Here is a 23,502-nt window from a genome sequence, read left to right as displayed (position 1 = left end):
GACGGCTTGCGCGCGGAACCGCAAGCCCGCGCTGCGGCGCGAGGAAGGCTGACATGCGTGAGGAGGAGGTCAGTACTGGCCCAGCAGGCGGGCCAGGTCGTTGTAGAAGGCGAGGGACATCATCAACACCATGATGGCCAGTCCGCCGCGCTGCAGCCGGTCCAGCCACGCCTCGGAAATCGGCCGGCCGGTGAAGCCTTCGACAATGTAATACACGAGGTGTCCGCCATCGAGCATCGGCAGCGGCAGCAGATTCAGCACCCCCAGGCTGACGCTGACCAGGGCCAGGAAGCCGAGAAAGGGAATCAGACCCGAGCGCGCCGTCTGGCCGGCGGCATCGGCAATGGTCAGGGGGCCGCTCAGGTTCTTCAGCGAGGCCTCGCCGATCAGCATGCGGCCGAGCATGCGAAGGCTGAGGACGGCCACTTCCACCGTGCGCTCGACCCCCTTGCGCAGGGCGTCGACCGGGCCCTGGCGCAGCAGCACCTGCTCGGGCACGCCGCCGACCAGGGCCTCGATGCGCGGCACGGGCGGGCCGCCGTCGGCACCCAGCCGCGGCTGCACGCGCACGCTCAGCTCGCGGCCGTCGCGCTCGATCCGGAAGTTCAGCGCACGCGGCATACCGCCCTCGATCCCCGCCGCCCGGATGCGCTCGCGCAGCTGCACCGCATCGGCCACCGGCTGGTCGTCGATGGCCAGCACCCGGTCGCCTTCGCGCAGGCCGGCGCGGGCCGCCGGGCCCTCGGGACGCGGGCTGCCGATGCGGGCCGCGCTGTAGGGGCCCGACAGGCCGATGCGCCGCCCGAGGCCGGCATCGACCTCGGAGGCATCCAGCCGGGACAGGGGCAGCACGAGCTCGCGCGGGCCCGCCGACCCCTCCACCCGCAGGCGCAGGTCGGCGCGATCCAGGGTGGCCTCGGTCAGCTGCCAACGCAGCTCGGCATAGCTGGGGACCGGCTGCCAGGTGCTGTCCTCCGGCCGGGCAGCGGGTGCCTCGGTCCGGTGCAGCGCCAGCACGCGGTCACCGGCCTGCAGGCCGGCGTCGGCCGCCAGACTGCCGGCCTGGGGGCTGCCGAGGATCGGCAGCGCTTCTTCGATGCCGATCAGGTGCATCGCCGCATACAGCAGCACCGCCAGCAAGAGGTTGACGGCCGGGCCGGCCGCGACGACGAAGGCACGCTGCAGCAGGGGCTTGCGGTTGAAGGCCCGGCCGTGCTCGGACGGATCGACCGGACCCTCGCGCTCGTCGAGCATCTTCACATAGCCCCCCAGCGGCAGCAGGGCCAGCACGAACTCGGTCTCGCCCCGCTGCCAGCGCAGCAGCGGCCTGCCGAAGCCGATCGAGAAGCGCAGCACCTTCACACCGCAGGCCCGGGCCGCACGGTAATGGCCCCACTCGTGGACCGTGACGAGCAGGCCGATGGTGAAGAGGAAGGCGAGGACGGTGCTCATGGCCGGGCAGTGTCGCTCAGCCGCGCAGGCGGGCGATGTGCCGGGCGGCGGCGGCGCGCGCCCGGCCATCCAGGGCCAGCAGGCCGTCGAGGCTGTCGGTCTCACCGGCCGCCGGCGCACAGCTATCCAGCGTGCCGGCATTGACGGCATGGATCTGGTCGAAGCGGATGCGTCGGTCGAGGAAGGCCGCCACCGCGACCTCGTTGGCGGCATTCAGCACGGCCGTGCTGCCCTCGGCCCCGGCCAGGGTGTCCCAGGCCAGTTGCAGGCCGGGGAAGCGGGCCGCGTCGACCGGTTCGAAGCTCAGCGCGGCGGCGCGGCTCAAGTCCAGCGCGGGCGCGCCGCAGGCCACGCGCTCCGGCCAGGCCAGGCCGTAGGCGATGGGGCCGCGCATGTCCGGCGTGCCGAGCTGGGCCAGCACCTGGCCGTCGCGGCAGACCACCATCGAATGCACGATGCTCTGCGGGTGGATCAGCACGCGGATGCGCTCCGGCGACAGGCCGAAGAGCCAGCGCGCCTCGATCACCTCCAGCGCCTTGTTCATCATGGTGGCCGAGTCCACCGAGATCTTGCGGCCCATCACCCAGTTGGGATGGGCCACGGCCTGCTCGGGCGTGACCTCGGACAGGGTCGCCGGATCGCGCTGGCGGAAGGGACCGCCCGAGGCGGTGAGCACGATGTGGTCGATGTGTGCGTCCCAGTGCGCGCGATCCTGCGGCAGGCACTGGAAGACGGCGGAATGCTCGCTGTCGATCGGCAGCAGGGTCGCGCCGCCCTCGGCCACCGCCCGCATGAACAGCGCACCGCCCACGACCAGCGCCTCCTTGTTGGCCAGCAGCAGCCGCTTGCCGGCGCGGGCCGCGGCCAGGCAGGGCGCCAGGCCGGCGGCGCCGACGATGGCCGCCATCACGGTGTCGACCTCGGGCAGGGCGGCGATGCGGGCGAGCGCGTCCTCGCCCGACAACACCTCGGTGCCCGGCAGGTCGACCAGCGCGGCACGCAGGGCCTCGGCCTGGACGGCACCCGGCATCACGGCATAGGCCGGCCGCCAGCGGCGGCACTGCGCAGCCAGCGCCTCCACCCGGCTCGCCGCGCTGAGCGCGACCACCTGGAAGCGCTCGGGGTGTCGGGCGATCACGTCGAGCGTGTTCTCGCCGATGGACCCGGTCGAGCCGAGGATGCAGACGCGCTGAAGGCTCATGCCGTGAGACAGAAAGGGACGGCGGCTCAGGCCACCAGGGCCAGGGCCACCGGCAGCACCGGCAGCAGGGCATCGATGCGGTCGAGCACCCCGCCATGACCGGGCAGCAGGCCGCTGGAATCCTTGACCCCGGCGCTGCGCTTGACCAGGGACTCGAAGAGATCACCGCTCACGCTGAGCGCGGTCAGCAGGGCCAGGGCGAGGGCCAGCACCAGCGGACCGTGGCGTTCGAGCAGCACGGTGTAATAGCTCGGGCCGGCGGCGCCGAGCAGGCGGTCGGCCGCGATCCAGGCCGTGGCCAGCAGGGCCACGCCCAGCGCGCCGCTCCAGACGCCCTCCCAGCTCTTGCCCGGACTGATCGTCGGCGCCAGCTTGCGGCGGCCGAAGCGGCGGCCGCCGAAATAGGCGGCGATGTCGGCCACCCAGACCAGGGCCAGCAGCGACACAAGGAAGGCCAGCCCCTGCGCCCTGGCCGTCAGCAGGGCCAGGCCGGCGGCCCACAGCATGGGGGCGCCCAGCAGCAGCCGCAGACCCTGAGGCCAGGCCGGCCAGCGGGCGACGCCGCCCCCCAGCACCCGGACCAGGCCCAGCACCCAGGCACCGCTCAGACACCACCACAGGGCTGCCGGCGCGACCGGCAGCGGGGCCGAGGCCGTGAAATGCGCCGCCTGCCAGCCCAGGCCGACACGGGCCAGCACCGCCCCGAGCAGGACCAGCAACAGGCCCGCCAGCACAGGCTGGCGGCTGCCGTTGAGACGGGCCCATTCCCAGCCCCCGGCGCCGACGATGGCCGCGCCGATCAAGGCCAGCGGCCACAGGCTGCGCGCCGCCATGGCCGGCAGCAGCACGGCCAGCAGCAGCACCGCGGTGATCACGCGCTGGCGCAGCATCGCAGGCTCCGGTTCAGCGTGACAGGAAGGAAGCCGGCTGCGACAGCGGCACGGCCGCGTCGGCATCCGGCGGGGAAGCCGTCACCCGGCCGAAGCGGCGTTCGCGACGGGCATAGGCCTGCAACGCGCGATCGAGTTCGCCGGCATCGAAGTCGGGCCACAGGCAGTCGCTGAAATGCAGCTCGGCATAGGCGCTTTGCCAGAGCAGGAAGTTGGAAAGGCGAAGTTCGCCGCCGGTGCGGATGAAGAGGTCCGGGTCCGGGGCCTCGTGCATGACGAGGTGGCGGGCCAGGCGGGCCTCGTCGAGGGTGGAGGGGTCCACGCCCTCGGCGAGCAGGCGCTTGCAGGCCTGCACGATGTCCCAGCGCCCCCCGTAGTTGAAGGCGACGTAGAGATCGATGCGCTGGTTGTGCGCAGTCGCCGCCTCGATCGTGTCCCAGGAGGCGATGACGCCGGCCGAGATGCCGCTGCGGTCGCCGACGATGCGCACCCGCACACCCTCCTCGCGCAGGGCGGCCATGTGCTTGGCCACGGCATTCATCATCAGCGCCATCAGGCCCGAGACTTCGTCTTCGGGCCGCTTCCAGTTCTCGCTGGAAAACGCGAACACCGTCAGGTGGCGCACCCCGCGGTCGGCGCAGGCGCGCACCGTGCGCACCAGGGCATCGACGCCGGCCTTGTGGCCGAAGACGCGCGGCATCAGCCGCTTGCGGGCCCAGCGCCCGTTGCCATCCATGACGATGGCGACATGCCGGGGGATCGACGGGGAATCGGCTTCGCGCATCAAGGTCTCGTCCAGGCCACCCGGCGCAGGCGCACCGGGCCGATCGGCCAGCAGGGGCTCAGACGGCCAGGATCTCGGCTTCCTTGCCCTGGACCAGCTTGTCGATCTCGGCAATCGTCTTGTCGGTCAGCTTCTGGATGTCCTCACCCGAGCGACGCTCGTCGTCCTCCGGGATCAGCTTGTCCTTGAGCATCTTCTTGGCCTGCTCGTTCGCATCGCGGCGCAGGTTGCGCACGGCCACCTTCGCGTCCTCGCCGGCATTGCGCACGACCTTGGTCAGCTCCTTGCGGCGCTCTTCGGTGAGCGGCGGCATCGGCACGCGGATCAGGTCACCCTGGCTGGCCGGGTTCAGGCCCAGATCGCTCTCGCGGATGGCCTTCTCGATCTTCTGGCCCAGGCCCTTTTCCCAGGGCTGCACGCTGATCGTGCGGGCATCGAGCAGGCTGACGTTGGCCACCTGGCTGATCGGCACCATCGAGCCGTAGTACTCGACCTGCACCTGGTCGAGGATGCCCGGGTGGGCGCGGCCGGTGCGGATCTTGGTCAGCTCGTGCTTGAAGGCCTCGATGGACTTGGCGCTCTTCTGCTCGAAGCTTTTCTTGATGTCGGCAATGCTCATGGCGGAAAACCTCGGGGGGTCAGACGTGGACCAGCGTGCCCTCGTCCTCGCCCTGCACGACACGCATCAGCGCACCGGTCTTCAGGATGGAGAACACGCGGATCGGCAGCTTCTGGTCGCGGCACAGCGCGAAGGCGGTCGCGTCCATCACCTGCAGGTTGCGGGCGATGGCCTCGTCGAAGCTGATCGTGGAATAGCGGGTCGCGCTCGGGTCCTTGGCTGGGTCGGCGGTGTAGACGCCATCGACCTTGGTGGCCTTGAGCACGACTTCGGCACCGATCTCGGCGCCACGCAGCGCAGCGGCGGTGTCGGTGGTGAAGAAGGGGTTGCCCGTGCCCGCGGCGAAAACGACGACCTTGCCTTCTTCCAGGTACTGCAGGGCCTTGGGCCGCACATAGGGCTCGACCACTTGGTCGATCGCGATGGCGGACATCACACGGGCGGTCAGGCCGTCCTGGCGCATCGCGTCGGCCAGGGCCAGCGAGTTCATGACGGTGGCCAGCATGCCCATGTAGTCGGCCGTCGCCCGGTCCATGCCGACCGAGCCTCCCGCGACGCCGCGGAAGATGTTGCCGCCCCCGATGACCACGGCCACTTCGCAACCCAGCTTCGTGACGGCATGGACCTCGGCCACCATGCGGGCGATGGTCGCGCGGTTGATGCCGTAGGCGTCATCGCCCATCAGGGCTTCGCCGGACAGTTTGAGCAGGATGCGTCGGTACGCGGGCATGCAGGAGACTCCTCGGGTCGGTGGGGCGCCCGGGACGAAAACGGGAGGACGGCCCGGCGCAGCGCCGTCCAGTTTAGGGGGAAACCTGGGGTCTCGCCCCGGCCCGGCAGGACCTCGGCAGGCCCGCCGGGCCCTTGAACCGGAACCGCCCCCGCGGGGCGGTTCCAGCCAAGGCGCTCAGGCGCCCTTGGCGGCTGCGACCTGGGCGGCCACTTCGGCCGCGAAGTCGTCCTGCTTCTTCTCGATGCCTTCGCCGACCACGTAGAGCGTGAAGGCCTTCACCGTGGTGCTCGCACCCTTCAGGTAGGCGGCCACGGTCTGCTTGCCGTCGGCGGCCTTCACGAAGACCTGGTCGAGCAGCGAGACTTCCTTCAGGTACTTCTGCACCGAGCCCTCGACCATCTTGGCGACGATCTCGGCCGGCTTGCCCGATTCAGCAGCCTTCTCGGCGGCGATCTTGCGCTCCTTCTCGACCAGCTCGGCCGGGACCTCGGCGCTCGACAGCGCGGCCGGCTTCATCGCGGCCACGTGCATCGCCACGTCCTTGGCGGCGACTTCGCTGCCCTCGAACTCGACGACCACGCCGATGCGGGTGCCGTGCAGGTAGTGGGCCAGCTGGGCGCCCGAGGCGTAGCGCTGGAAGCGGCGGATCGACATGTTCTCGCCGATCTTGCCGATCAGGCCCTTGCGCACGTCCTCGAGCGTCGGACCGAAGCCATCCTGCGCGTAGGCCAGGGCCGACAGCGCGGCCACGTCGGCCGGATTGGCTTCGGCCACCAGGCGGGCGGCGGCGTTGGCAAAGGCCAGGAAGCTGTCGTTCTTCGAGACGAAGTCGGTCTCGCAGTTGATCTCGATCATCGCGCCGGTGCTGCCGCTGATCGCAGCAGCGATGACGCCTTCGGCGGTGATGCGCGAGGCCGCCTTGCCGGCCTTGTTGCCCAGCTTGACGCGCAGGATTTCCTCCGCGCGGGCCAGGTCGCCGTCGGCCTCGGTCAGGGCCTTCTTGCACTCCATCATCGGCGCATCGGTCTTGGCGCGCAGTTCGGCGACCATCGAGGCGGTGATTGCAGGCATGGTGTCACTCCGTGTTGGGATGTCCCGCCGGGGCGGGACGGCGGCGCACAGGGCGCCACAGGGGGCTTCCGACCGGCCGGACGGCGGGCCGCGGACGGCCGGTCGACAAACGGGGGCTCAAGAAAAAGGGGCTGAGACAGCCCCTGATCCTGGCTGGCGCCGAGGCGTCAGACCGCGTCGCTGACCTCGACGAACTCGTCGCCGTCCTGGGCCGCAGCGACCACTTCATTGATCGCGTTGGCCTTGCCGGCCAGCACGGCCTCGGCCACCGACTTGGCGTACAGCGCCACGGCCTTGGCCGAGTCGTCGTTGCCGGGGATCACGTAGTCGATGCCATCCGGGTTGTGGTTGGTGTCGACCACGCCGATGACCGGAATGCCCAGCTTCTTGGCCTCGGCGATCGCGATCTTGTGGTAGCCCACGTCGATCACGAAGATGGCGTCCGGCAGCGCGTTCATGTCGGCGATGCCGCCGATGTCCTTCTGCAGCTTGTCCAGCTCGCGCTGGAACAGCAGGCCTTCCTTCTTGCTCATGGACTCGAGACCGGCTTCCGCCTGGGCCTGCATGTCCTTGAGCTTCTTGATCGAGCCCTTGACCGTCTTGAAGTTGGTCAGCATGCCGCCCAGCCAGCGCTGGTCGACGTAGGGGATGCCGGCGCGCTGGGCTTCCTGCGCGACGACTTCGCGGGCCTGGCGCTTGGTGCCGACCAGCAGGATCGTGCCGCGACGGGCCGACAGCTGGCGGATGAACTTCATCGCTTCCTCGTAGAGCGGCAGCGTCTTCTCGAGGTTGATGATGTGGATCTTGTTGCGATGGCCGAAGATGAACGGGGCCATCTTGGGGTTCCAGAAGCGGGTCTGGTGTCCGAAGTGGACGCCGGCTTCCAGCATTTCGCGCATGCTGAACGACATGGTTTCGATTCCTTCGAAAGGTTGGGTCTGAGGCACGGCACGGATCAAGGCTCCGGGGATGCGGCCGCTGGCCGTCATCGTCCCGGGACCTCGACACCTTTTCGGAGCCGGGCCCGCGAGGGCGGGACATGGGTTCATCCGGCCACGGATCTGGCAGGGCACCCGGGCGGGTCATCGGAACGACCGGCTGAAGCAGGCACACTGCGCATCTTCGCGACCGACAAGCCTTGTTGGCGGGACCAGCAAGGAGGCGTGTTCGGCAGGCAGTCCCTCGGACCTGCCCGAACCCACCGACGCAAATTGCCGCGGAACCGAACCCCAGGAATGCACCTGGGTGCCGGACCGGCCTGCCAATTCGCTGGCCCCGCAAGCGCGCACGGCTTGCAGATCCAGCGCCTTGCGCCTTGTCTTCGGATAAACCCAAAGAGTTTAGCACCTTGACCCGCCCCGACCTCTGCGACCAGCTGACCCGGCTGCAACCGGGCCTGCCCCAGGGCGCGCAGGATGCCCTGGCCAGCTGCCTGCAGGCGGCGCTCGATCCCCAGGTGGCGCCGGCCTTCCTGCAGATCGACGCCGCAGGTGCGCAAGCCGCCGCGCGGGCCATCGACCAGGCCTGCGCCGCCGGCCGGCCGCGGCCGCCGCTGGGGGGCCTGGCCGTCGTGGTGAAGGACCTGTTCGACGTCGCCGGTCAGGTCACGGCCGGCGGCTCCCGCCGTCTGGCCGGGGCGGCGCCCGCCCGTGCCGATGCGCCGGCCGTGGCCCGCCTGCGGGCCGCCGGGGCGGTGCTGATCGGCCGGGCGCACATGAACGAGTTCGCCTACTCCGGCGTCGGCCTGAACCCGCACCATCCGGTGCTGGCCAATCCGGCAAGCGCACGGCTGGAGCCGGGCGGACCCCGGCGTGTACCGGGGGGATCCAGCTCCGGGTCGGCTGCCGCGGTGGCGGGCGGCGCGGCCTGGGCCGGCCTCGGCAGCGACACCGGGGGCTCGCTGCGCATTCCGGCGGCGCTGCAGGGCCTGGTGGGCTTCAAGCCGACGCAGTCCGCCATACCCCGCGAAGGCATGCTGCCGCTTGCACCGACGCTGGACACGGTCGGCGCGATCACCCTCAGCGTGCGCGATGCGGCCCTGCTCGACGCGGTGCTGCGCGGCGCCCCGCTGCCGCGCCGGGACCGGCCGCTGGCCGCCCTGCGCCTGGGTCTGCCTGAAACCCTGATGCTTGAGGCCCTCGACCCGCGGCTTGCCCGCGGCTTCGAGGCCGCGCTGGCCCGGCTGCGCGCGGCCGGCGCCCGCATCGACCCGCTGCCGCTGCCCGAGCTGGGCGAGCTGGCGGCGATGAATGCCCTCGGCGGCTTCCCCGCGGCCGAAGCCTGGGCCTGGCACCGCCAGGCCCTCGAGACCCAGCCGGACGCCTACGACCCACGGGTCGCCGCCCGGATCCGCCGCGGCGCCAGCCAGTCCGCGGCCGACTACCTTGACCTCCAGCGTGCCCGCGCCGCGTGGATCGGCCGCGTCGATGCGGCCATCGCCGGCTTCGACGCCCTTCTCTCACCCACCGTGCCCGACCTTCCCCCCCTGCTCGATCCCCTGCTGCCGGCTGCGCCCGGCGCCCCGGCCACGGAGGCCGAGGCCCGCGACGCGGCCTTCTTCGCGGTCAACGCCCGCCTGCTGCGCAATCCGACCGTGGTCAATGTGCTCGACGGCTGCGCGATCAGCCTGCCGGCGCAGGCCCCGGGCGAGCCGCCCCTGGGCCTGATGCTCTGGGCCGGCCGCGGCCGCGATGCCGGCCTGCTCGACGCGGCCCGCGCCGTCGAAACCGCCCTGGCCGCTGCGCATGCAGGAGCTGCCGCATGAAGCCGCAGCGCATCGCCGTGATCGGCGCCGGCATCGTCGGCGTCGCGAGTGCCCGGGCCCTGGCCGAGGATGGCCATGCCGTCACCGTCTTCGAGCGCCGCGGCAGCCTGGCCGCCGAGGGCAGCTTCGCGCCGGCCGGCCTGCTCGCCCCGGGCGTGCTGGCCCTGGGCGGACCGGTGGCCAGCCTGGTCGATCCGCCGCCACTGCCCGGTCTGGCGGGACGCTGGCAGCGCTGGCGGGCGACGCGCGACGGCCGCACCCAGCGTCGCCGCGAGCAGATGGCCCGGCTGGCCCGGGACAGCCAGCGCGTGCTCGGCCGCTGGTTCGACCGGGAGGCCCTGCCTTACGAGCACAGCCTGGGCGTGGGCCTGCGGATCGCCGACGAGGCCGGCCGGCTTCGGCTCGAAGCGGCCCTGGCCGCGCAGCCCCTGGCGGCGGCCGGCAGCCGCTTCCTCGACCGCGAGGCCTGGCGGGCCAGCGAGCCCGATCTGGCGCCCGATGCGCCCGGCAGCGGCCTGCTGTTCTGGCCGGAGGCCGAGATGGTCAATGTCCGGCAGATCGCGCAGCAACTGCGCGAGCAGGCGGAAGCGCGCGGTGCGCGCTTCCTCTTCGGCGTCGAGGTGCAGCATGTCGAGCCAGGCCGGCCGCTGACCCTGCAGTGGATCGAGCACGACACCTCGAACCGCGGCAGCCTGAGCGGCGCCCGACCCGGCGGCCGTGGCCCGGCACCGCCGGAGCGCACGGCGCCGCCGCCCCGGCAGTTCGACGCCGTCGTGCTGTGCAGCGGTGCGGCCGCGCCGCTGCTGCCCGGCCCGGCCCTGCCGCTGGTGCGCGAGGCCGGCCTGTCCCTGACCCTGCCGCTGCGCGACCCCGACCGGGGCCCGGTGCGCGGTCTGATCGACGCCGACGGCGCGCTGATGATGGCCCGCCTCGGCGACCGCCTGCGCGTGGCCGGCCTCTGGCACCGCCCCAGTGGCGATGGCCAGCCTCCGAAAGCCCTGGTCGAGCGGCTCTACCGTGCCGCGCAGCGCGACTTCCCCAGCATCACCCAGACCGAACGGGGCCAGGTCTGGTGCGGCATGCACCTGGGCTTCGCCGATGGCCTGCCGCGCATCGGCGCCAGCGAGGCCCCGGGCCTGTGGCTCAACCTCGGCCACGGCCGTGCCGGCTGGGCCCTGGCCTGCGGCAGCGCCCAGCGCCTGGCCGACGCCCTGGCGGGCCGCGGCCAGGCCGAGCTGCTTGCTGCCGACGCGCTGGCGGACGTTGCGGCATGAGCTCCGGGCCGGCCTCCGCCCTGCCCGCCGCGCCGCAGCGGCTGCCACGGCGCCAGGGCCCGGCCGAAGGGCTGCCGCTGCACGACAGCGCCCTCCTGCGACGCGGCGAGGCCGAAGCCGCCCGGGCGCTGCCGCCCCATGCGCTGATGGCGCGGGCCGGCCATGCGGTGGCCCGCCTCGGCCGTGCGCTGGCGCCGCATGCCCGCCAGGCCTGGGTGCTGGCCGGCGCCGGCAACAACGGTGGCGATGGCCTGGTCGCGGCCCGTCTGCTGCGGGCCGCGGGCCTGCCGGTGAGCGTGTGGCTGGCCGCCGAGCCGCAAGCCGGCGATGCGTGCTGGGCCCTGGCACAAGCCCGGGCCGCCGGCCTCGCCGTGTCAGCCGGCGGCCCCCCGCAGCCGCCCGAGGGCCTGGGTCCGGACGACCTGGTGATCGATGCCCTCCTGGGCTTGGGCCTGTCGGCCCGGCGCCCCCCCGAGGGGCCGGTGGCCACGGCATTGGCCGCCCTCGAGGGCCTGCCGGCTGGCATCCTGGCGGTGGACCTGCCGAGCGGCCTGGCCGCCGACACCGGCAGCTGCGCAGGCCCGGCCGTGCGCGCCCGCTGGACGCTGAGCCTGCTCGGCCTGAAGCCCGGTCTCTGGACGGCTGCGGGCCGCGACCATGCCGGCACGATCTGGCATGACGACCTGGGGGTGGCGCTTCCGGCGACGGCAAGCACGCCGCGCCTGCTGGACGCGCCGGGCTGCGCGGGCTGCTGGCCGGATCGCCCGCACACCGCGCACAAGGGCAGCCAGGGCGATCTGTGGGCGCTGGGCGGTGCGGCGGGCATGTCAGGCGCCATCGAACTGGCCGCCCGGGCCGGCCTGGCCGCAGGAGCCGGCCGCGTGCATGTCCTGCGGCTGGACCCGACAGCGGCTCCGCCCGGCCATCCGGCGCTGATGACCCGGGCACCGGAGGCCCTGCGCGGCGAGGCCCTGGCCCGTGCGACAGTAGTGGCCGGCTGCGGCGGTGGCGCGGGGGTCGGCGCCTGGCTGCCGGCGCTCATCGCCGGCGCGCCGCGGCTGCTGCTGGATGCTGATGCACTGAACGCCCTGGCCACCGACCCAGCCCTGGCACAGGGACTGCGCACACGGACCGCCCCGGCCATGCTGACCCCGCATCCGCTGGAAGCCGCCCGCCTGCTGGGCTGCACGACCGAAGCGGTCCAGGCCGACCGCCTGGCGGCCGCGCGGCAGCTCGCGCAACGCTACGGCGCGATGGTGGTGCTCAAGGGCTCGGGCAGCGTGCTGGCCGCGCCGGATGGCCGCAGCGCGATCAACGCCAGCGGCAATGCCGCCCTGGCCAGCGGCGGGACCGGCGACGTGCTGGCCGGCTGGATCGGCGGCCTGTGGGCGCAGGGCCTGGACGCATGGGACGCGCTGCGGCTCGGCGTGTGGAGCCATGGCGCCGCGGCCGACGCCTGGCAGGCCGCGCGCGGCCCCGGCCAGCCGCTGGACGCGCTGCGCCTGATCGAGGCCCTTCAGAACCTGCCGCGCGGCTGAGACGCGGGCCCGCCGGAGGCGGGTCCTGCGCGCTCAGCGCTTGCTGCTGCGCCGGCTCTTGCGGGCCGGGCGGGCCTCGGCTGCCGCCGCGGCAGGATCGGCGGCGGCCTTGCGGCGGCCGGATCCCGCCTTCGCGGACGGAGCCGTCTTGGCGGCCTTGGCCGCCTTGCCGCCCTTGGCACGGGGCCGGGGCTCGACGACCGGAGGCCCCACCTCCCAGAGCGTTTCAGGGGCCGACTCCTCGCCGGGCGGCGGCGACAGCAGGGCCGCGCGGCGCGGCTTGCCAGCGCCTGCGGCACGGGCCTTGCGCGCGGCCTGCTTCTCGTCCCGATCCTCGGTCTGGACGGCGGCCAGGGCCTCGACCGCGGACACGGGCTCGGCCGGAGGCTCGGACGCCGGACGGGCACGGCCAGCGGCCTTGCCCCCACGCCCGCCGCCCGCCGGCGGCGGCGCGAGCAGCGGATCGCGCACCAGACGGAAATCGATCTTGCGCCCGTCCAGGTCGACCCGGCTGACCTGCACCCGCAAGCGGCTGCCCACCACATAGCGCACGCCGGTGCGTTCGCCACGCAACTCCTGGCGGGCCTCGTCGAAGCGGTAGTACTCGCCGCCGAGCTCGGTGATGTGGATGAGGCCCTCCACATACAGCTCGTCGAGCGTGACGAAGAGGCCGAAGCTGGTCACCGCGGTGACGGTGCCCCCGAACTCCTCCCCGAGGTGCTCGCGCATGAACTTGCACTTGAGCCAGGCCTCGACGTCGCGCGACGCCTCGTCGGCGCGGCGCTCGTTCGCGCTGCAGTGCGCACCGGCGGCGTCCCACATGGCCTGCTCGGCCGGACTGAGCTTGGGCTGGCGCACCGGCGGCGCGGGCACGGCGGTGGCCATCGCGCCCGCCCCCTTGCCTGCCGGCTTGCCGCGCGGCAACTTGCGGGTGTGGACGGCCGAACTCGCCAGCTCCGGCGCATGCAGGTGATAGCGCTTCTGGCCCAGGATGGCCTTGATCACCCGATGCACCAGCAGGTCCGGGTAGCGTCGGATCGGGCTGGTGAAGTGCGCGTAGGCCCCGTAGGCCAGGCCGAAGTGGCCGCTGTTGACCGGCGTGTAGATCGCTTGCTGCATCGAGCGCAGCAACATGCTGTGGATCTGCTGCGCATCGGGCCGCTCGCGGGTGGCCTGGGCGATGGCCTGGAACTCGCGCGGGTGCGGGTCGTCGCCGATGTTCAGCCCCAGGCCCAGGGCCTTCAGGTAGTTCTGCAGCGTCGTGCGCTTCTCGGGCGTGGGGCCTTCGTGCACGCGATAGAGCACCGGATGCTCGGCCTGGGCAATGAACTCGGCCGCGCAGACATTGGCGGCCAGCATGGCCTCCTCGATCAGGCGGTGGGCGTCGTTGCGGGTGCGCGGGACGATCTTCTCGATGCGACCGTTGTCGTCGCAGACGATGGCCGTCTCGGTGGTGTCGAAGTCCACCGCACCGCGCAGGCTGCGCGCCTTGAGCAGGGCGCGGTAGACCTCGTGCAGGTCGACCAGATGCGGCACCAGGGCCTTGCGCTTCGCGGCCTCGGGCCCGCGGGTGTTGGCCAGGATGGAAGCGACCTCGGTGTAGGTGAAGCGCGCGGCCGAGTGCATGACCGCGGGGAAGAACTGGTAGGCGACGATCTCGCCGCCACCGTCGATCACCATGTCGCAGACCATGCAGAGCCGGTCGACCTCCGGGTTCAGCGAGCACAGGCCGTTGCTGAGCTTCTCCGGCAGCATCGGGATCACGCGGCGCGGGAAGTAGACGCTGGTCGCCCGCTCGTAGGCATCGTCGTCGATGGCCTCGCCCGGCTTCACGTAGTGGCTGACATCGGCGATGGCGACCACCAGACGCCAGCCGTTGGGTTTCTTCGCTCGGCCGATCGCGATCGGCTCGCAGTAGACAGCGTCGTCGAAGTCGCGCGCATCCTCGCCGTCGATGGTGACGAGCGGCACGTCGCTCAGGTCGATGCGGCCCTTCTTGTCGATCGGCCGCACCTTGTCGGGCAGCTTGGCCGCCTGGGCCATGGTCTCGGCCGTGAAGCGGTGCGGCACCTCGTATTTGCGGACCGCGATCTCGATCTCCATGCCGGGATCGTCGACCTCGCCAAGCACCTCGGTGATGCGGCCGACCGGCTGCGCATACATGGAGGGCGTCTCGGTCAACTCGACCGCCACCACCTGGCCCGGCTGGGCCTTGGCCGTGGCCTGCTTGGGGATGAGGATGTCCTGGCCGTAGCGCTTGTCCTCGGGCGCGACCAGCCAGACGCCCCCCTCGAACAGCAGGCGGCCGATGATCGGCGTCTTGCGGCGCTCGAGGATCTCGAGCACCCGGGCTTCGGGGCGCCCCTTGCGATCCAGACGGATGATGCGGGCACGAACCCTGTCGCGATGCAACACCGCACGCATTTCCTGCGGCGACAGATAGAGATCGGCCTCGCCGTCGTCACGCTGCACGAAGCCGTGGCCGTCACGATGGCCCTGCACCAAACCTTCAACTTCAGCCAGCAGTGTTGCACTCGCGCCACTTTTCACATTCGGGCTTGAGCCCTGTTCATTTTTCATCTTAGAATTTCATTCTTCGTTGCCGAGCCCAGGTGGCGGAATTGGTAGACGCACTAGTTTCAGGTACTAGCGGGTAACTCCGTGGAGGTTCGAGTCCTCTCCTGGGCACCAACACTGTCGGTACGGCAGTCAAGGAAACGAAACAGATCGAGGCAGACGCCCTCAAGCTTGCAGCTTGAGGGCGTTTTGCTTTGTGACGTCGCGAAGGGCGATGCCTCTTGCGGGCCATGAACCGCGCCATGACCTTGCGGCATCGAACGCCAAGGGTTTGTGAAGGCGGGCCGAACCGTCGTCAAAGTCATGGGCCGAGTGTGCCCCAGCTTCGCGGCAACATCGCCCTGCCCTGTCTTCCGCGCGCCACCTCGGTTCAGCTCAAACCGCCAAAGTAGCGCCGCAGACCGGAGAGCAGCATCTCGACCGCGATCGCGGTCAGCACCAGGCCCATCAGCTTCTCCAGCGCATGGACCAAGGGCTCGCCCAGCCATCGCTGCAGGCGCGCGGCGGACAGCAGCACGAGCAGGCAGATGCCCATGGCCACTGCCAGCGCCAGCACCCAGTGCAACAAGCGATCCGGCTGGCGCGACGCGAGCAGCAGCACGGTCGCCAGGGCCGACGGCCCAGCCAGCAAGGGAACGGCGAGCGGAAAAATCAGGGGTTCGCGTCGGTCCGCCTCCATGGGCATCACCCCGTCGCGGGCGAAGATCATGCGGATGGCGATGATCATCAGGATCACGCCACCCGCCACTTCGAGCGCCCGCTCGGAAAGGTTCATCAGCCGGAGAAACCCCTGACCGCCGAGCATGAAGGCGAGCAGAAGCAGGAAGGCGATGACGCTTTCGCGCAACGCGAGCCGGGCTCGCCGGGCGGGATCCACCCTGTCCAGCACGGTGATGTAGACCGGCAAGCCGCCCAGCGGATCCAGCACGAGCAGCAGGAGGACAAGCGCCGAAGCGAAGCTGTGGTCCATGACTGCCATTCTCGGCCAGTCCTGGGCGGGGCAGGCGTACGCAGCGCAACCCTCCGAGGACCCATGACAAAAGGGCGCCCGAAGGCGCCCTTTTGCGTTTGGCGGAGTGGACGGGACTCGAACCCGCGACCCCCGGCGTGACAGGCCGGTATTCTAACCGACTGAACTACCACTCCTTGTCGGTAACGATATTTCGCATTGCTGCGCAAGCATCGTCAAACTTGGCGTCCCCTAGGGGATTCGAACCCCTGTTACAACCGTGAAAGGGTCGTGTCCTAGGCCTCTAGACGAAGGGGACTAAAACCGTCGCCTCTTGAACCGCGCGCCACCAGATCATTTGGTGGAGGTAAGCGGGATCGAACCGCTGACCTCTTGCATGCCATGCAAGCGCTCTCCCAGCTGAGCTATACCCCCTTTGAATCACGATGCCAGCGGGTGGGCTGGTTCGTGGCAAGCTGCATCGTTTTGCGTTGCGTCTTGCTTTTGGGCTGCGCCGTTCAAGCGAGAAAGAGATTATGAACCACTTTCAGGCCTCGCGCAAGCGCCTGACCACAATTTCTTGATCAAAGAGCGACAGCACCGCGTCGACCGAAGGCGTCTGGGCCCGGCCGCACACGGCCACCCGCACCGGCATGGCCAACTGCGGCATCTTCAGGCCCTGGGCGGCAAGGACCCCCTTGAAGGCTTGGCCGATCGCAGCCGCCGTCCAGTCCGGCAGGGCAGCCAGCGCGTCGGCCAGCGCCACCAGGGCCGGACGGATGGCCGGGCTCAGATGCTGAGCCTGCTCAGCTTCCGAGGGGCTGACGGGTCCGTGATACATCGACAGCCAGTCGGCGATCTCGGCCGTCGTGCTGCAGCGGTCCTTGAACAGACCGATGCGCGCGGCGCTGCGCGGGTCCTCGGCGAGACCATGCAGCCCACGGCGTGCCAGTTGCTCGGCCACCAGCGGGACGAGGGCCTCGTCGGGGCTCATCTTGAGATGCTGGGCATTCACCCAGCGCAGCTTGGCCTCGTCGAACTGGCCGGCGCTCTTGCCCAGGTGGTCCAGGTCGAACCAGCTGATGAGCTGCTCGCGACTGAAGATCTCATCGTCACCGTGGCTCCAGCCCAGGCGGGCCAGGTAGTTCACGACGGCATCGGCCAGATAGCCCTCGTCGCGGTAGGCCGTGACCGGCTTGGCCCCGTGGCGCTTGCTCATCTTCTCGCCCTGCTCGTTCAGCACGGTCGGCAGGTGGGCGAAGACCGGCGGCTCGGCGCCCAGCGCGCGGAAGATGTGGATCTGCCGCGGGGTGTTGTTGACATGGTCGTCCCCGCGGATGACGTGGGTGATGCCCATGTCGAGGTCGTCGACGACCACGCAGAAGTTGTAGGTCGGCACGCCGATGGCCTCGCCGGGCGCAGCCGGGCGGGCGATGACCAGGTCATCGAGCTCCTCGTTGCTGAACTCGATCAGGCCCTTGACCTTGTCCGTCCACGCCACGCTGCCACCCTGCGGCGTCTTGAAGCGGATGACCGGGGCCACGCCCTCCGGCACCGGCGGCAGGCGCTTGCCGGGCTCGGGCCGCCAGCGGCCGTCGTAGCGCGGCTTCAGCTTGGCGGCGAGCTGTTGTTCGCGCAGCGCATCCAGCTCGGCCGGCGTGGTGTAGCAGCGGTAGGCCAGCCCGGCGTCGAGCAGCTGCTGCACGACCGCACGATAGCGGTCCATGCGCTGCATCTGGAAAAAGGGGCCCTCGTCGTGCGCCAGGCCCAGCCACCGCATGCCCTCGAGGATGACGTCGACCGCCTCCTGCGAGGAGCGCTCGGTGTCCGTGTCCTCGATGCGCAGGATGAACTGCCCGCCCCGGGCCCGGGCGAAGAGCCAGGGGTAGAGGCCGGAGCGGATGTTGCCGAGGTGGATGAAGCCGGTCGGGCTGGGCGCGAAACGCGTGCGGACCGGACGTTGGAGGTCGCTCATGGCTTGGAGATCGAAAGGCCGGTACGGCACAGGCCGCGCGGCCGCCAAAGACATCGGGCCGGTCGCCGACACGGCGACCGGCCCGCCGAGGGATTCAGACCAGGCGGTCCAGGCCGCGGGCCAGGTCGACCTTCAGGTCCTCGACATGCTCCAGGCCGGCCGCGACGCGGATCAGGCCCTGGGTGATGCCGGCGGCCAGGCGCTGGTCTTCGCTAAGCCGGCCGTGCGAGGTGCTGGCCGGATGGGTGATGGTGGTCTTGGTGTCACCGAGGTTGGCGGTGATCGAGCAGATGCGCGTCGCGTCGATGACGGCGAAGGCGCGCTCGCGGGCCTGCACCGCGTCGGCGGACTTGACGATGAAGCTCAACACCGCGCCGCCCACCCCACCCTGCTGGGCCATGGCCAGCGCATGCTGGGGATGCGAGGCCAGGCCGGGGTGGTAGACCCGCTCGACGGCCGGATGCGCTTCCAGCCACTGGGCCAGGGCCAGGCCGTTCGCGCTCTGCGCGGCCATGCGGATCCCCAGCGTCTCCAGGCCCTTGAGCACCACCCAGGCATTGAAGGGTGACAGGCTCATGCCGGCGCTGCGCATCACCGGCACCAGCACGCCTTCGACGATGGACTTGGGGCCGCAGACCATGCCCGCCAACACCCGGCCCTGGCCATCCAGGTACTTGGTGCCGGAATGGATGATCAAGTCGGCGCCCAGCTTCACCGGCTGCTGCAGCGCCGGCGAGCAGAAGCAGTTGTCGACGACCAGCAGCGCGCCGCCCTCGTGGGCGATGTCGGCCAGGGCCTGGATGTCGCAGACCTCGGTCAGGGGGTTGCTGGGCGTCTCGGCGAACAGCAGCCTGGTGTTCGGCCGCATCGCGGCACGCCATTCGGCAGGCTCACTCTGCGAGACATACGTGGTCTCGACGCCGAACTTGCCGAACTCGCTGCTCAGCAGCTTGATGGTCGAGCCGAACACGCTGCGCGAGCAGACCACGTGGTCGCCGGATTTCAGCAGGCCCATGCACAGCAGGAGGATCGCGCTCATGCCGCTGGCGGTGGCCAGGCAGGCCTCGGTGCCTTCCAGCGCCGCGAGGCGGCGCTCCATCATCATCACCGTGGGGTTGGTGAAACGGCTGTAGACGAAGGCCTCCTCCTCCCCGGCGAAACGGCGGGCGGCGGTGGCGGCGTCCGGATGCACGAAGCTGCTGGTCAGGAACAGGGCCTCGGAGTTCTCGCCCCAGGGCGTGGCCGGCAGGCCTTCGCGCACGGCCAGGGTCTCCAGCCGCGCGTCGGGCGGAAGATCCACCCGGGGCAGGCCCGGCTTGCGGGCGGTGTCGTCCTGATCGGCCATGCTCAGACCTCCACGCCACCCTGCAACGCCAGACGCTGGCGGTTGTCCTCTTCCTCCTCGAAGCCCAGGCTGCGCTGCTTGGAGATGGCGTCGAAATCCTCGCTGCTGACGTCGCCGGTGATGTAGACGCCATCGAAGCAGGAGGCCTCGAAGCCCGCCAGCGCTGGCTGCAGCAGGCCCACCGCCTTCTTCATCGCGGCCAGATCCTGGTAGATCAGGGCGTCGCAGCCGATGTAGTCGCGGACTTCATCACTGCTGCGGCCGTGGGCGATCAGCTCGGTCTTGGTCGGCATGTCGATGCCATAGACGTTGGGGTGGCGCACCGGCGGCGCGGCCGAGGCCAGGTAGACCTTGGCCGCACCGGCCTCGCGGGCCATCTGAACGATCTCGCGGCTGGTCGTGCCACGCACGATCGAATCGTCGACCAGCAGCACCCGGCGGCCCTTGAACTCGCTGCCGATGGCATTGAGCTTCTGGCGCACGCTCTTCTTGCGCTGCCCCTGGCCCGGCATGATGAAGGTGCGGCCGACGTAGCGGTTCTTCACGAAGCCCTCGCGATAGGGCTTGCCCAGCCTCTGCGCCAGCTGCATCGCGCTCGGCCGGCTGGACTCGGGGATGGGGATGACCACGTCGATCTCGGTCGGGGGCACGGTGGAGATCACGCGCTGCGCCAGCGTCTCGCCCATGTTCAGGCGAGCCTGGTAAACGGAGATGCCGTCGATCACCGAATCCGGCCGCGCCAGGTAGACGAACTCGAAGATGCAGGGGTTCAGCGTGGGCTTGGCCGCGCACTGGCTCGCATGCAGAGCGCCTTCATAGTCGATGAAGATGGCCTCGCCCGGTTGCACATCGCGCACGAACTGGTGGCCGGTGCCTTCCAGCGCCACGGATTCGCTGGCCACCATCAGTTCCCGGCTGCCATCCGGCAGCATGGCCTCGCCCAGACAGAGCGGACGGATGCCGTAGGGGTCGCGGAAGGCGAGCAGGCCGTGGCCGGCAATCAGGCAGACCACGGCATAGCTGCCCTTGATGCGCTTGTGCACAGCCGCCACGGCATCGAAGATCACCGCGGGCGTCAGCGCCTGGTCGCGCGCCGCGCTCTCCAGCTCGTGCGCGAGCACGTTGATCAGCACCTCGGTGTCGCTCTCGGTGTTCAGGTGGCGGCGGTCGATCGCAAACAGCTCGCCCTTGAGGGCATGGGCATTCGTCAGGTTGCCGTTGTGCACCAGCACCAGGCCGAAGGGCGCGTTCACGTAGAAGGGCTGCGCCTCTTCCTCGCTGTAGGCATTGCCCGCGGTGGGGTAGCGAACCTGGCCCAGGCCGATCTGGCCGGGCAGCGCGCGCATGTTGCGGGTGCGGAACACATCGCGGACCATGCCGCGCGCCTTGTGCATGAAGAACTTGGTGCCGCGATGGTCCGGGCCGGCGGTGACGATGCCGGCCGCGTCCTGACCACGGTGCTGCAGCAGCAGCAGTGCGTCGTAGATGAGCTGGTTGACGGGGGCTTTGGAGATGACGCCGACGATGCCGCACATGGGTTTCAGCCTTTCTGTGCCGAGGACAGGTGGCCCGCGGCGGCAGCGCGCAGATGGCGTGCTACCGCGTCGGGCAACCAGGGTTGGATCTGTTCGAGAACGAGCCCGAGCCCCTGCACGGCCCGCGAGGCCTGCCAGTCGGTCGAGCCCGCGAGGGGCGTGAGCCGGATGCCGCTGACCAGCACCAGGCCGATCACCAGCGCGCGCAGCAGGCCGAAGACGCCGCCGAGGACGCGGTCAACCGGCCGCAGCGGGGAGGCCGAGATCGCCTTCTGCAGCAGCCAGGACAGCAAGGCCCAGACGAAAAGCGCGATCACGAAGAGCAGCACCAGGCTTGCGATCAGGTTCAAGGCGCTGCCGGGCGCCCCGATCGGCAGCCAGCCCGCCATCGACGGGCTGTAGCGCTGGGCCAGCAGGTAGGCCACGATCCAGCCGGCGATCGACATCAGCTCGAAGACGAGCCCGCGCCACAGCCCGATCACGAAGGACACGGCCAGACCGAGCAGCGCCAGGCCGTCGACCCAGCCCAGGGATTCGAGGTTCATGCGGCGGTCCTCCTCACAGCGTCAGCAGGCCGGGCTGGAAGCCGGCCTTCTCCAGGCGGTCCTGCACACGGGCTGCCTCCTCGCGGTCGCTGAAGGGACCGACGCGGACGCGGATGCGCTTGCCGCCTGGCACGTCGATCTCGTGGACATAGGTCTTCAGGCCCAGCCGTTCGACCTTCAGCCGCGCCGCCCGGGCGGTGGCGGGATCGGCGTAGGCGCCGATCTGCACGATGTAGCGGGCACCTGCCGTGGCCTCCGCGGCAGGCTTGGCCGTGGCGGCGGCGGGGGGCTCGGACCCGCCCTTGCCTGCCGTCGGCGGCTCTGGACGCCTGGGCGAGGGCACGGCCGAAGCGGCGGGGGGCCGCGCCAGCGGCGGCGCCGAGGCCGCACGACGGGTGGCCGGCACGGCCGCCTCGACGGTCTCGCGCTCGGCGGCCGGCGGAGCCTCCGGCAAGCGGGCCGCAGCCGGCGCCGACGCCGGAACGGGCGCCGGGCGGGCCGGCCGGACTGGATCGGTCACCGGCTCAACAGGCGCGGAAGCCGTCTCGGCATTCGCCCGCTCGCTCGGCAAGCCCAGCGCGGCAGTCGCTTCGCGGCGGGGAATGTCGATCGGCAGGTCGCTGGGCAGCGGGCGCGGCGGACTGTCAAAGACCCAGGGCAGCAGCAGCACCGCCACCATCACGAGCAGGGCCGCGCCGATCAGGCGTCGGCGGGCCTGGGTGCGCAGCCGCTCCTCCTCGGCCGGACCAGCAGCGGCGGCCGGCGGGCTCAAGCGGGACAGGAAGGAGGCGAGACCCATGCAGGGAAAGGGCGCGGTGGTCGGACGGAGGAAGGACCCGGGTCGACCGCGCCCGGGACTCAGGCCCGCCCCAGGTGCGGCGCCTCGCGCCGCGGCAGGCCGTTCTGGAGCACTCCACCGACGGTGAAGAAAGAGCCGAAGACCACGATTCTATCGGCCGGGTCGGTCTGCCCCAGGGCGGCGAGCAGGGCCTCCCGCGGTGCAGCATGGCGTTCGACACGCGGCTGCTGCGGCCCGGGCACGCGGCCCTGGGCGCGGGTGGCGCGGGCGGTGTCGAGCGCAGCCTGCAGGGTGTCGAGATCGGCCGCACGGGGCGTCGGCAGCGCGCAGAGATGCCAGACGTCGACCAGCGGCAGCAGCGGCGCGATCACCGCCGCCAGGTCCTTGTCCTTCATCGCACCCAAGACAGCATGCGTGCTCGGGTGGTAGGCCATCTGGTCGAGGTTCTGCGCCAGGGTGGCCGCGGCATGCGGGTTGTGGGCGACATCCAGCACCAGGGTCGGCTCACCGGGCACGACCTGGAAGCGACCGGGCAGCTCGACCAGGGCCAGGCCGGTGCGCACCGCCTGGGCCGACACCGGCAGGCGCGAGCGCAGGGCCTCCAGCGCGGCCAGGACCGCCGCGGCGTTGAGCAGCTGGTTGGCCCCGCGCAATGCCGGATAGGCCAGACCGTGGTGGCGCTGGCTGCGGCCGCTCCAGGACCACTGCTGCCAGCGACCGCCCTCGCCCTGCTGGCCGGCGTAGCGGAAGTCGCGGCCATGCAGCCACAGGTCGGCGCCGATCGAGGCGGCATGCGTGAGCACACTGGCCGGCGGCAGGGGATCGCCGACGATCATCGGCTTGCCCGGCCGGGCGATCGGCGCCTTCTCGGCGCCGATGGCCTCGCGGTCCGGGCCGAGGAACTCGCAGTGGTCAAGGTCGATGCTGGTGAGGATCGCGCAGTCGGTGTCCACCACATTCACCGCATCCAGGCGGCCGCCCAGGCCGACTTCGAGGATCAGCGCATCGAGGCCCGCCTGGGCCAGCAGCCGCAGGATGACCAGGGTGGTGAACTCGAAATAAGTCAGCGGGTCGCCCTCGCGCGCCGCCTCGACCGCCGCGAAGTGCGGCAGCAGCGCGGCAGCCTCGACCGGCCGGCCGTCGATGCGGCAGCGCTCCTCGAAGTGCACGAGGTGCGGCGAGCTGTAGACCCCGGTGCGGTAGCCGGCCTGGCCGAGGATGGCCTCCAGCATGGCGCAGGTGGAACCCTTGCCGTTGGTGCCGGCCACGGTGACGACCGGCACGTCCGGGGCCAGGTCCAGGCGAGCGTAGACGCGCCGCACGCGCTCCAGGGTCAGGTCGATGCCGCGCGGATGCAGGCCTTCGGCATGGGCCAGCCAGCGGGCCAGCTCGGCGCGGGCCGTCTCGGTCGCGGTCGGGGAAACGTCGGTCACGGCAGCGGCTTCTCGCGG

At 71.1% G+C, this 23,502-nt stretch carries 19 protein-coding genes and 4 tRNA genes; 4 read left to right on the top strand and 19 right to left on the bottom strand.

The features are described 5' to 3' along the window. Positions 1-69 precede the first annotated feature (69 nt). From rseP to rpsB, 8 genes are all read right to left on the bottom strand, one after another. Positions 70-1,452: an RIP metalloprotease RseP gene (gene rseP, locus H4F90_RS02235; protein ID WP_182661078.1), complete on the bottom strand. Its 1,383-nt coding sequence runs from the start codon at positions 1,450-1,452 to the stop codon at positions 70-72. Positions 1,453-1,468: 16 nt separating this feature from the next. Beyond that, the gene (locus H4F90_RS02230) at positions 1,469-2,653 is read right to left on the bottom strand and encodes a 1-deoxy-D-xylulose-5-phosphate reductoisomerase (RefSeq protein WP_182661076.1); all 1,185 of its coding nucleotides are present in this window, start codon (positions 2,651-2,653) and stop codon (positions 1,469-1,471) included. Positions 2,654-2,679: 26 nt separating this feature from the next. Continuing rightward, positions 2,680-3,543: a phosphatidate cytidylyltransferase gene (locus H4F90_RS02225; RefSeq protein WP_182661074.1), complete on the bottom strand. Its 864-nt coding sequence runs from the start codon at positions 3,541-3,543 to the stop codon at positions 2,680-2,682. Between the two features lie 13 nt (positions 3,544-3,556). Further along, on the bottom strand, positions 3,557-4,327 hold the full coding sequence (uppS, locus tag H4F90_RS02220; protein ID WP_182661072.1) for a polyprenyl diphosphate synthase: 771 nt from the start codon (positions 4,325-4,327) through the stop codon (positions 3,557-3,559). Positions 4,328-4,385: 58 nt separating this feature from the next. Then, the gene (gene frr, locus H4F90_RS02215; RefSeq protein WP_182661070.1) at positions 4,386-4,946 is read right to left on the bottom strand and encodes a ribosome recycling factor; all 561 of its coding nucleotides are present in this window, start codon (positions 4,944-4,946) and stop codon (positions 4,386-4,388) included. A 19-nt stretch (positions 4,947-4,965) separates the two neighbouring features. Beyond that, complete coding sequence (gene pyrH / locus H4F90_RS02210) at positions 4,966-5,676, bottom strand: UMP kinase (RefSeq protein WP_182661068.1); 711 nt, start codon at positions 5,674-5,676, stop codon at positions 4,966-4,968. A gap of 177 nt (positions 5,677-5,853) precedes the next feature. Continuing rightward, entirely contained in the window at positions 5,854-6,750 is an 897-nt protein-coding gene (tsf, locus tag H4F90_RS02205; RefSeq protein WP_182661065.1) for a translation elongation factor Ts, read from the bottom strand. Positions 6,751-6,917: 167 nt separating this feature from the next. Beyond that, the gene (gene rpsB / locus H4F90_RS02200) at positions 6,918-7,661 is read right to left on the bottom strand and encodes a 30S ribosomal protein S2 (protein WP_182661063.1); all 744 of its coding nucleotides are present in this window, start codon (positions 7,659-7,661) and stop codon (positions 6,918-6,920) included. A gap of 437 nt (positions 7,662-8,098) precedes the next feature. On the opposite strand from rpsB, the gene H4F90_RS02195 reads away from it, so the two are divergent. Genes H4F90_RS02195 through H4F90_RS02185 form a run of 3 tightly spaced genes read left to right on the top strand, consistent with a single transcriptional unit; the run spans position 8,099 to position 12,326 of the window. Next, a complete protein-coding gene (locus H4F90_RS02195; protein ID WP_235971912.1) occupies positions 8,099-9,514 on the top strand; it encodes an amidase in 1,416 nt (471 codons plus the stop codon). Then, the gene (locus tag H4F90_RS02190) at positions 9,511-10,788 is read left to right on the top strand and encodes an NAD(P)/FAD-dependent oxidoreductase (protein ID WP_182661061.1); all 1,278 of its coding nucleotides are present in this window, start codon (positions 9,511-9,513) and stop codon (positions 10,786-10,788) included. Before H4F90_RS02195 ends, H4F90_RS02190 begins: the two co-directional genes overlap by 4 nt. After that, positions 10,785-12,326, top strand: coding sequence for an NAD(P)H-hydrate dehydratase (locus H4F90_RS02185; protein WP_182661059.1), 1,542 nt, complete (start codon positions 10,785-10,787; stop codon positions 12,324-12,326). Before H4F90_RS02190 ends, H4F90_RS02185 begins: the two co-directional genes overlap by 4 nt. Before the next feature lie 33 nt (positions 12,327-12,359). Here the strand turns inward: H4F90_RS02185 and rnr are convergent, their stop codons facing one another. Beyond that, positions 12,360-14,906 carry a ribonuclease R gene (gene rnr / locus H4F90_RS02180; protein WP_182661056.1) on the bottom strand — a complete coding sequence of 849 codons (2,547 nt, stop codon included), beginning with the start codon at positions 14,904-14,906 and terminating at the stop codon, positions 12,360-12,362. 26 nt (positions 14,907-14,932) lie between these two features. Here rnr and H4F90_RS02175 point away from each other — a divergent pair. Further along, positions 14,933-15,017: transfer RNA gene (locus H4F90_RS02175), tRNA-Leu, on the top strand. A gap of 256 nt (positions 15,018-15,273) precedes the next feature. Here H4F90_RS02175 and H4F90_RS02170 read toward each other — a convergent pair. From H4F90_RS02170 to folC, 10 genes are all read right to left on the bottom strand, one after another. After that, the gene (locus H4F90_RS02170) at positions 15,274-15,873 is read right to left on the bottom strand and encodes a MarC family protein (RefSeq protein ID WP_182661054.1); all 600 of its coding nucleotides are present in this window, start codon (positions 15,871-15,873) and stop codon (positions 15,274-15,276) included. Between the two features lie 99 nt (positions 15,874-15,972). Then, positions 15,973-16,049 (bottom strand) — tRNA-Asp (locus H4F90_RS02165). 46 nt (positions 16,050-16,095) lie between these two features. Beyond that, a tRNA-Glu gene (locus H4F90_RS02160) sits at positions 16,096-16,171 on the bottom strand. A gap of 40 nt (positions 16,172-16,211) precedes the next feature. Then, positions 16,212-16,287: transfer RNA gene (locus H4F90_RS02155), tRNA-Ala, on the bottom strand. 112 nt (positions 16,288-16,399) lie between these two features. Further along, entirely contained in the window at positions 16,400-17,827 is a 1,428-nt protein-coding gene (gltX, locus tag H4F90_RS02150; protein ID WP_182661052.1) for a glutamate--tRNA ligase, read from the bottom strand. A 94-nt stretch (positions 17,828-17,921) separates the two neighbouring features. Next, entirely contained in the window at positions 17,922-19,172 is a 1,251-nt protein-coding gene (locus H4F90_RS02145) for an O-succinylhomoserine sulfhydrylase (RefSeq protein ID WP_182661050.1), read from the bottom strand. Between the two features lie 2 nt (positions 19,173-19,174). Further along, entirely contained in the window at positions 19,175-20,707 is a 1,533-nt protein-coding gene (purF, locus tag H4F90_RS02140; protein WP_182661048.1) for an amidophosphoribosyltransferase, read from the bottom strand. 5 nt (positions 20,708-20,712) lie between these two features. After that, on the bottom strand, positions 20,713-21,252 hold the full coding sequence (locus H4F90_RS02135) for a CvpA family protein (RefSeq protein WP_182661046.1): 540 nt from the start codon (positions 21,250-21,252) through the stop codon (positions 20,713-20,715). A gap of 13 nt (positions 21,253-21,265) precedes the next feature. Further along, complete coding sequence (locus H4F90_RS02130; protein WP_182661044.1) at positions 21,266-22,051, bottom strand: SPOR domain-containing protein; 786 nt, start codon at positions 22,049-22,051, stop codon at positions 21,266-21,268. A 59-nt stretch (positions 22,052-22,110) separates the two neighbouring features. After that, positions 22,111-23,484: a bifunctional tetrahydrofolate synthase/dihydrofolate synthase gene (folC, locus tag H4F90_RS02125; protein WP_182661042.1), complete on the bottom strand. Its 1,374-nt coding sequence runs from the start codon at positions 23,482-23,484 to the stop codon at positions 22,111-22,113. Positions 23,485-23,502: the final 18 nt, after the last annotated feature.

Origin of the sequence: Aquariibacter albus (assembly GCF_014145335.1) — a bacterium.
Classification (GTDB): Bacteria; Pseudomonadota; Gammaproteobacteria; order Burkholderiales; family Burkholderiaceae_C; genus Aquariibacter; species Aquariibacter albus.
The sequence above is the reverse complement of the archived record's forward strand: the minus strand, read 5'-3'. Positions and strand labels throughout refer to the sequence as shown.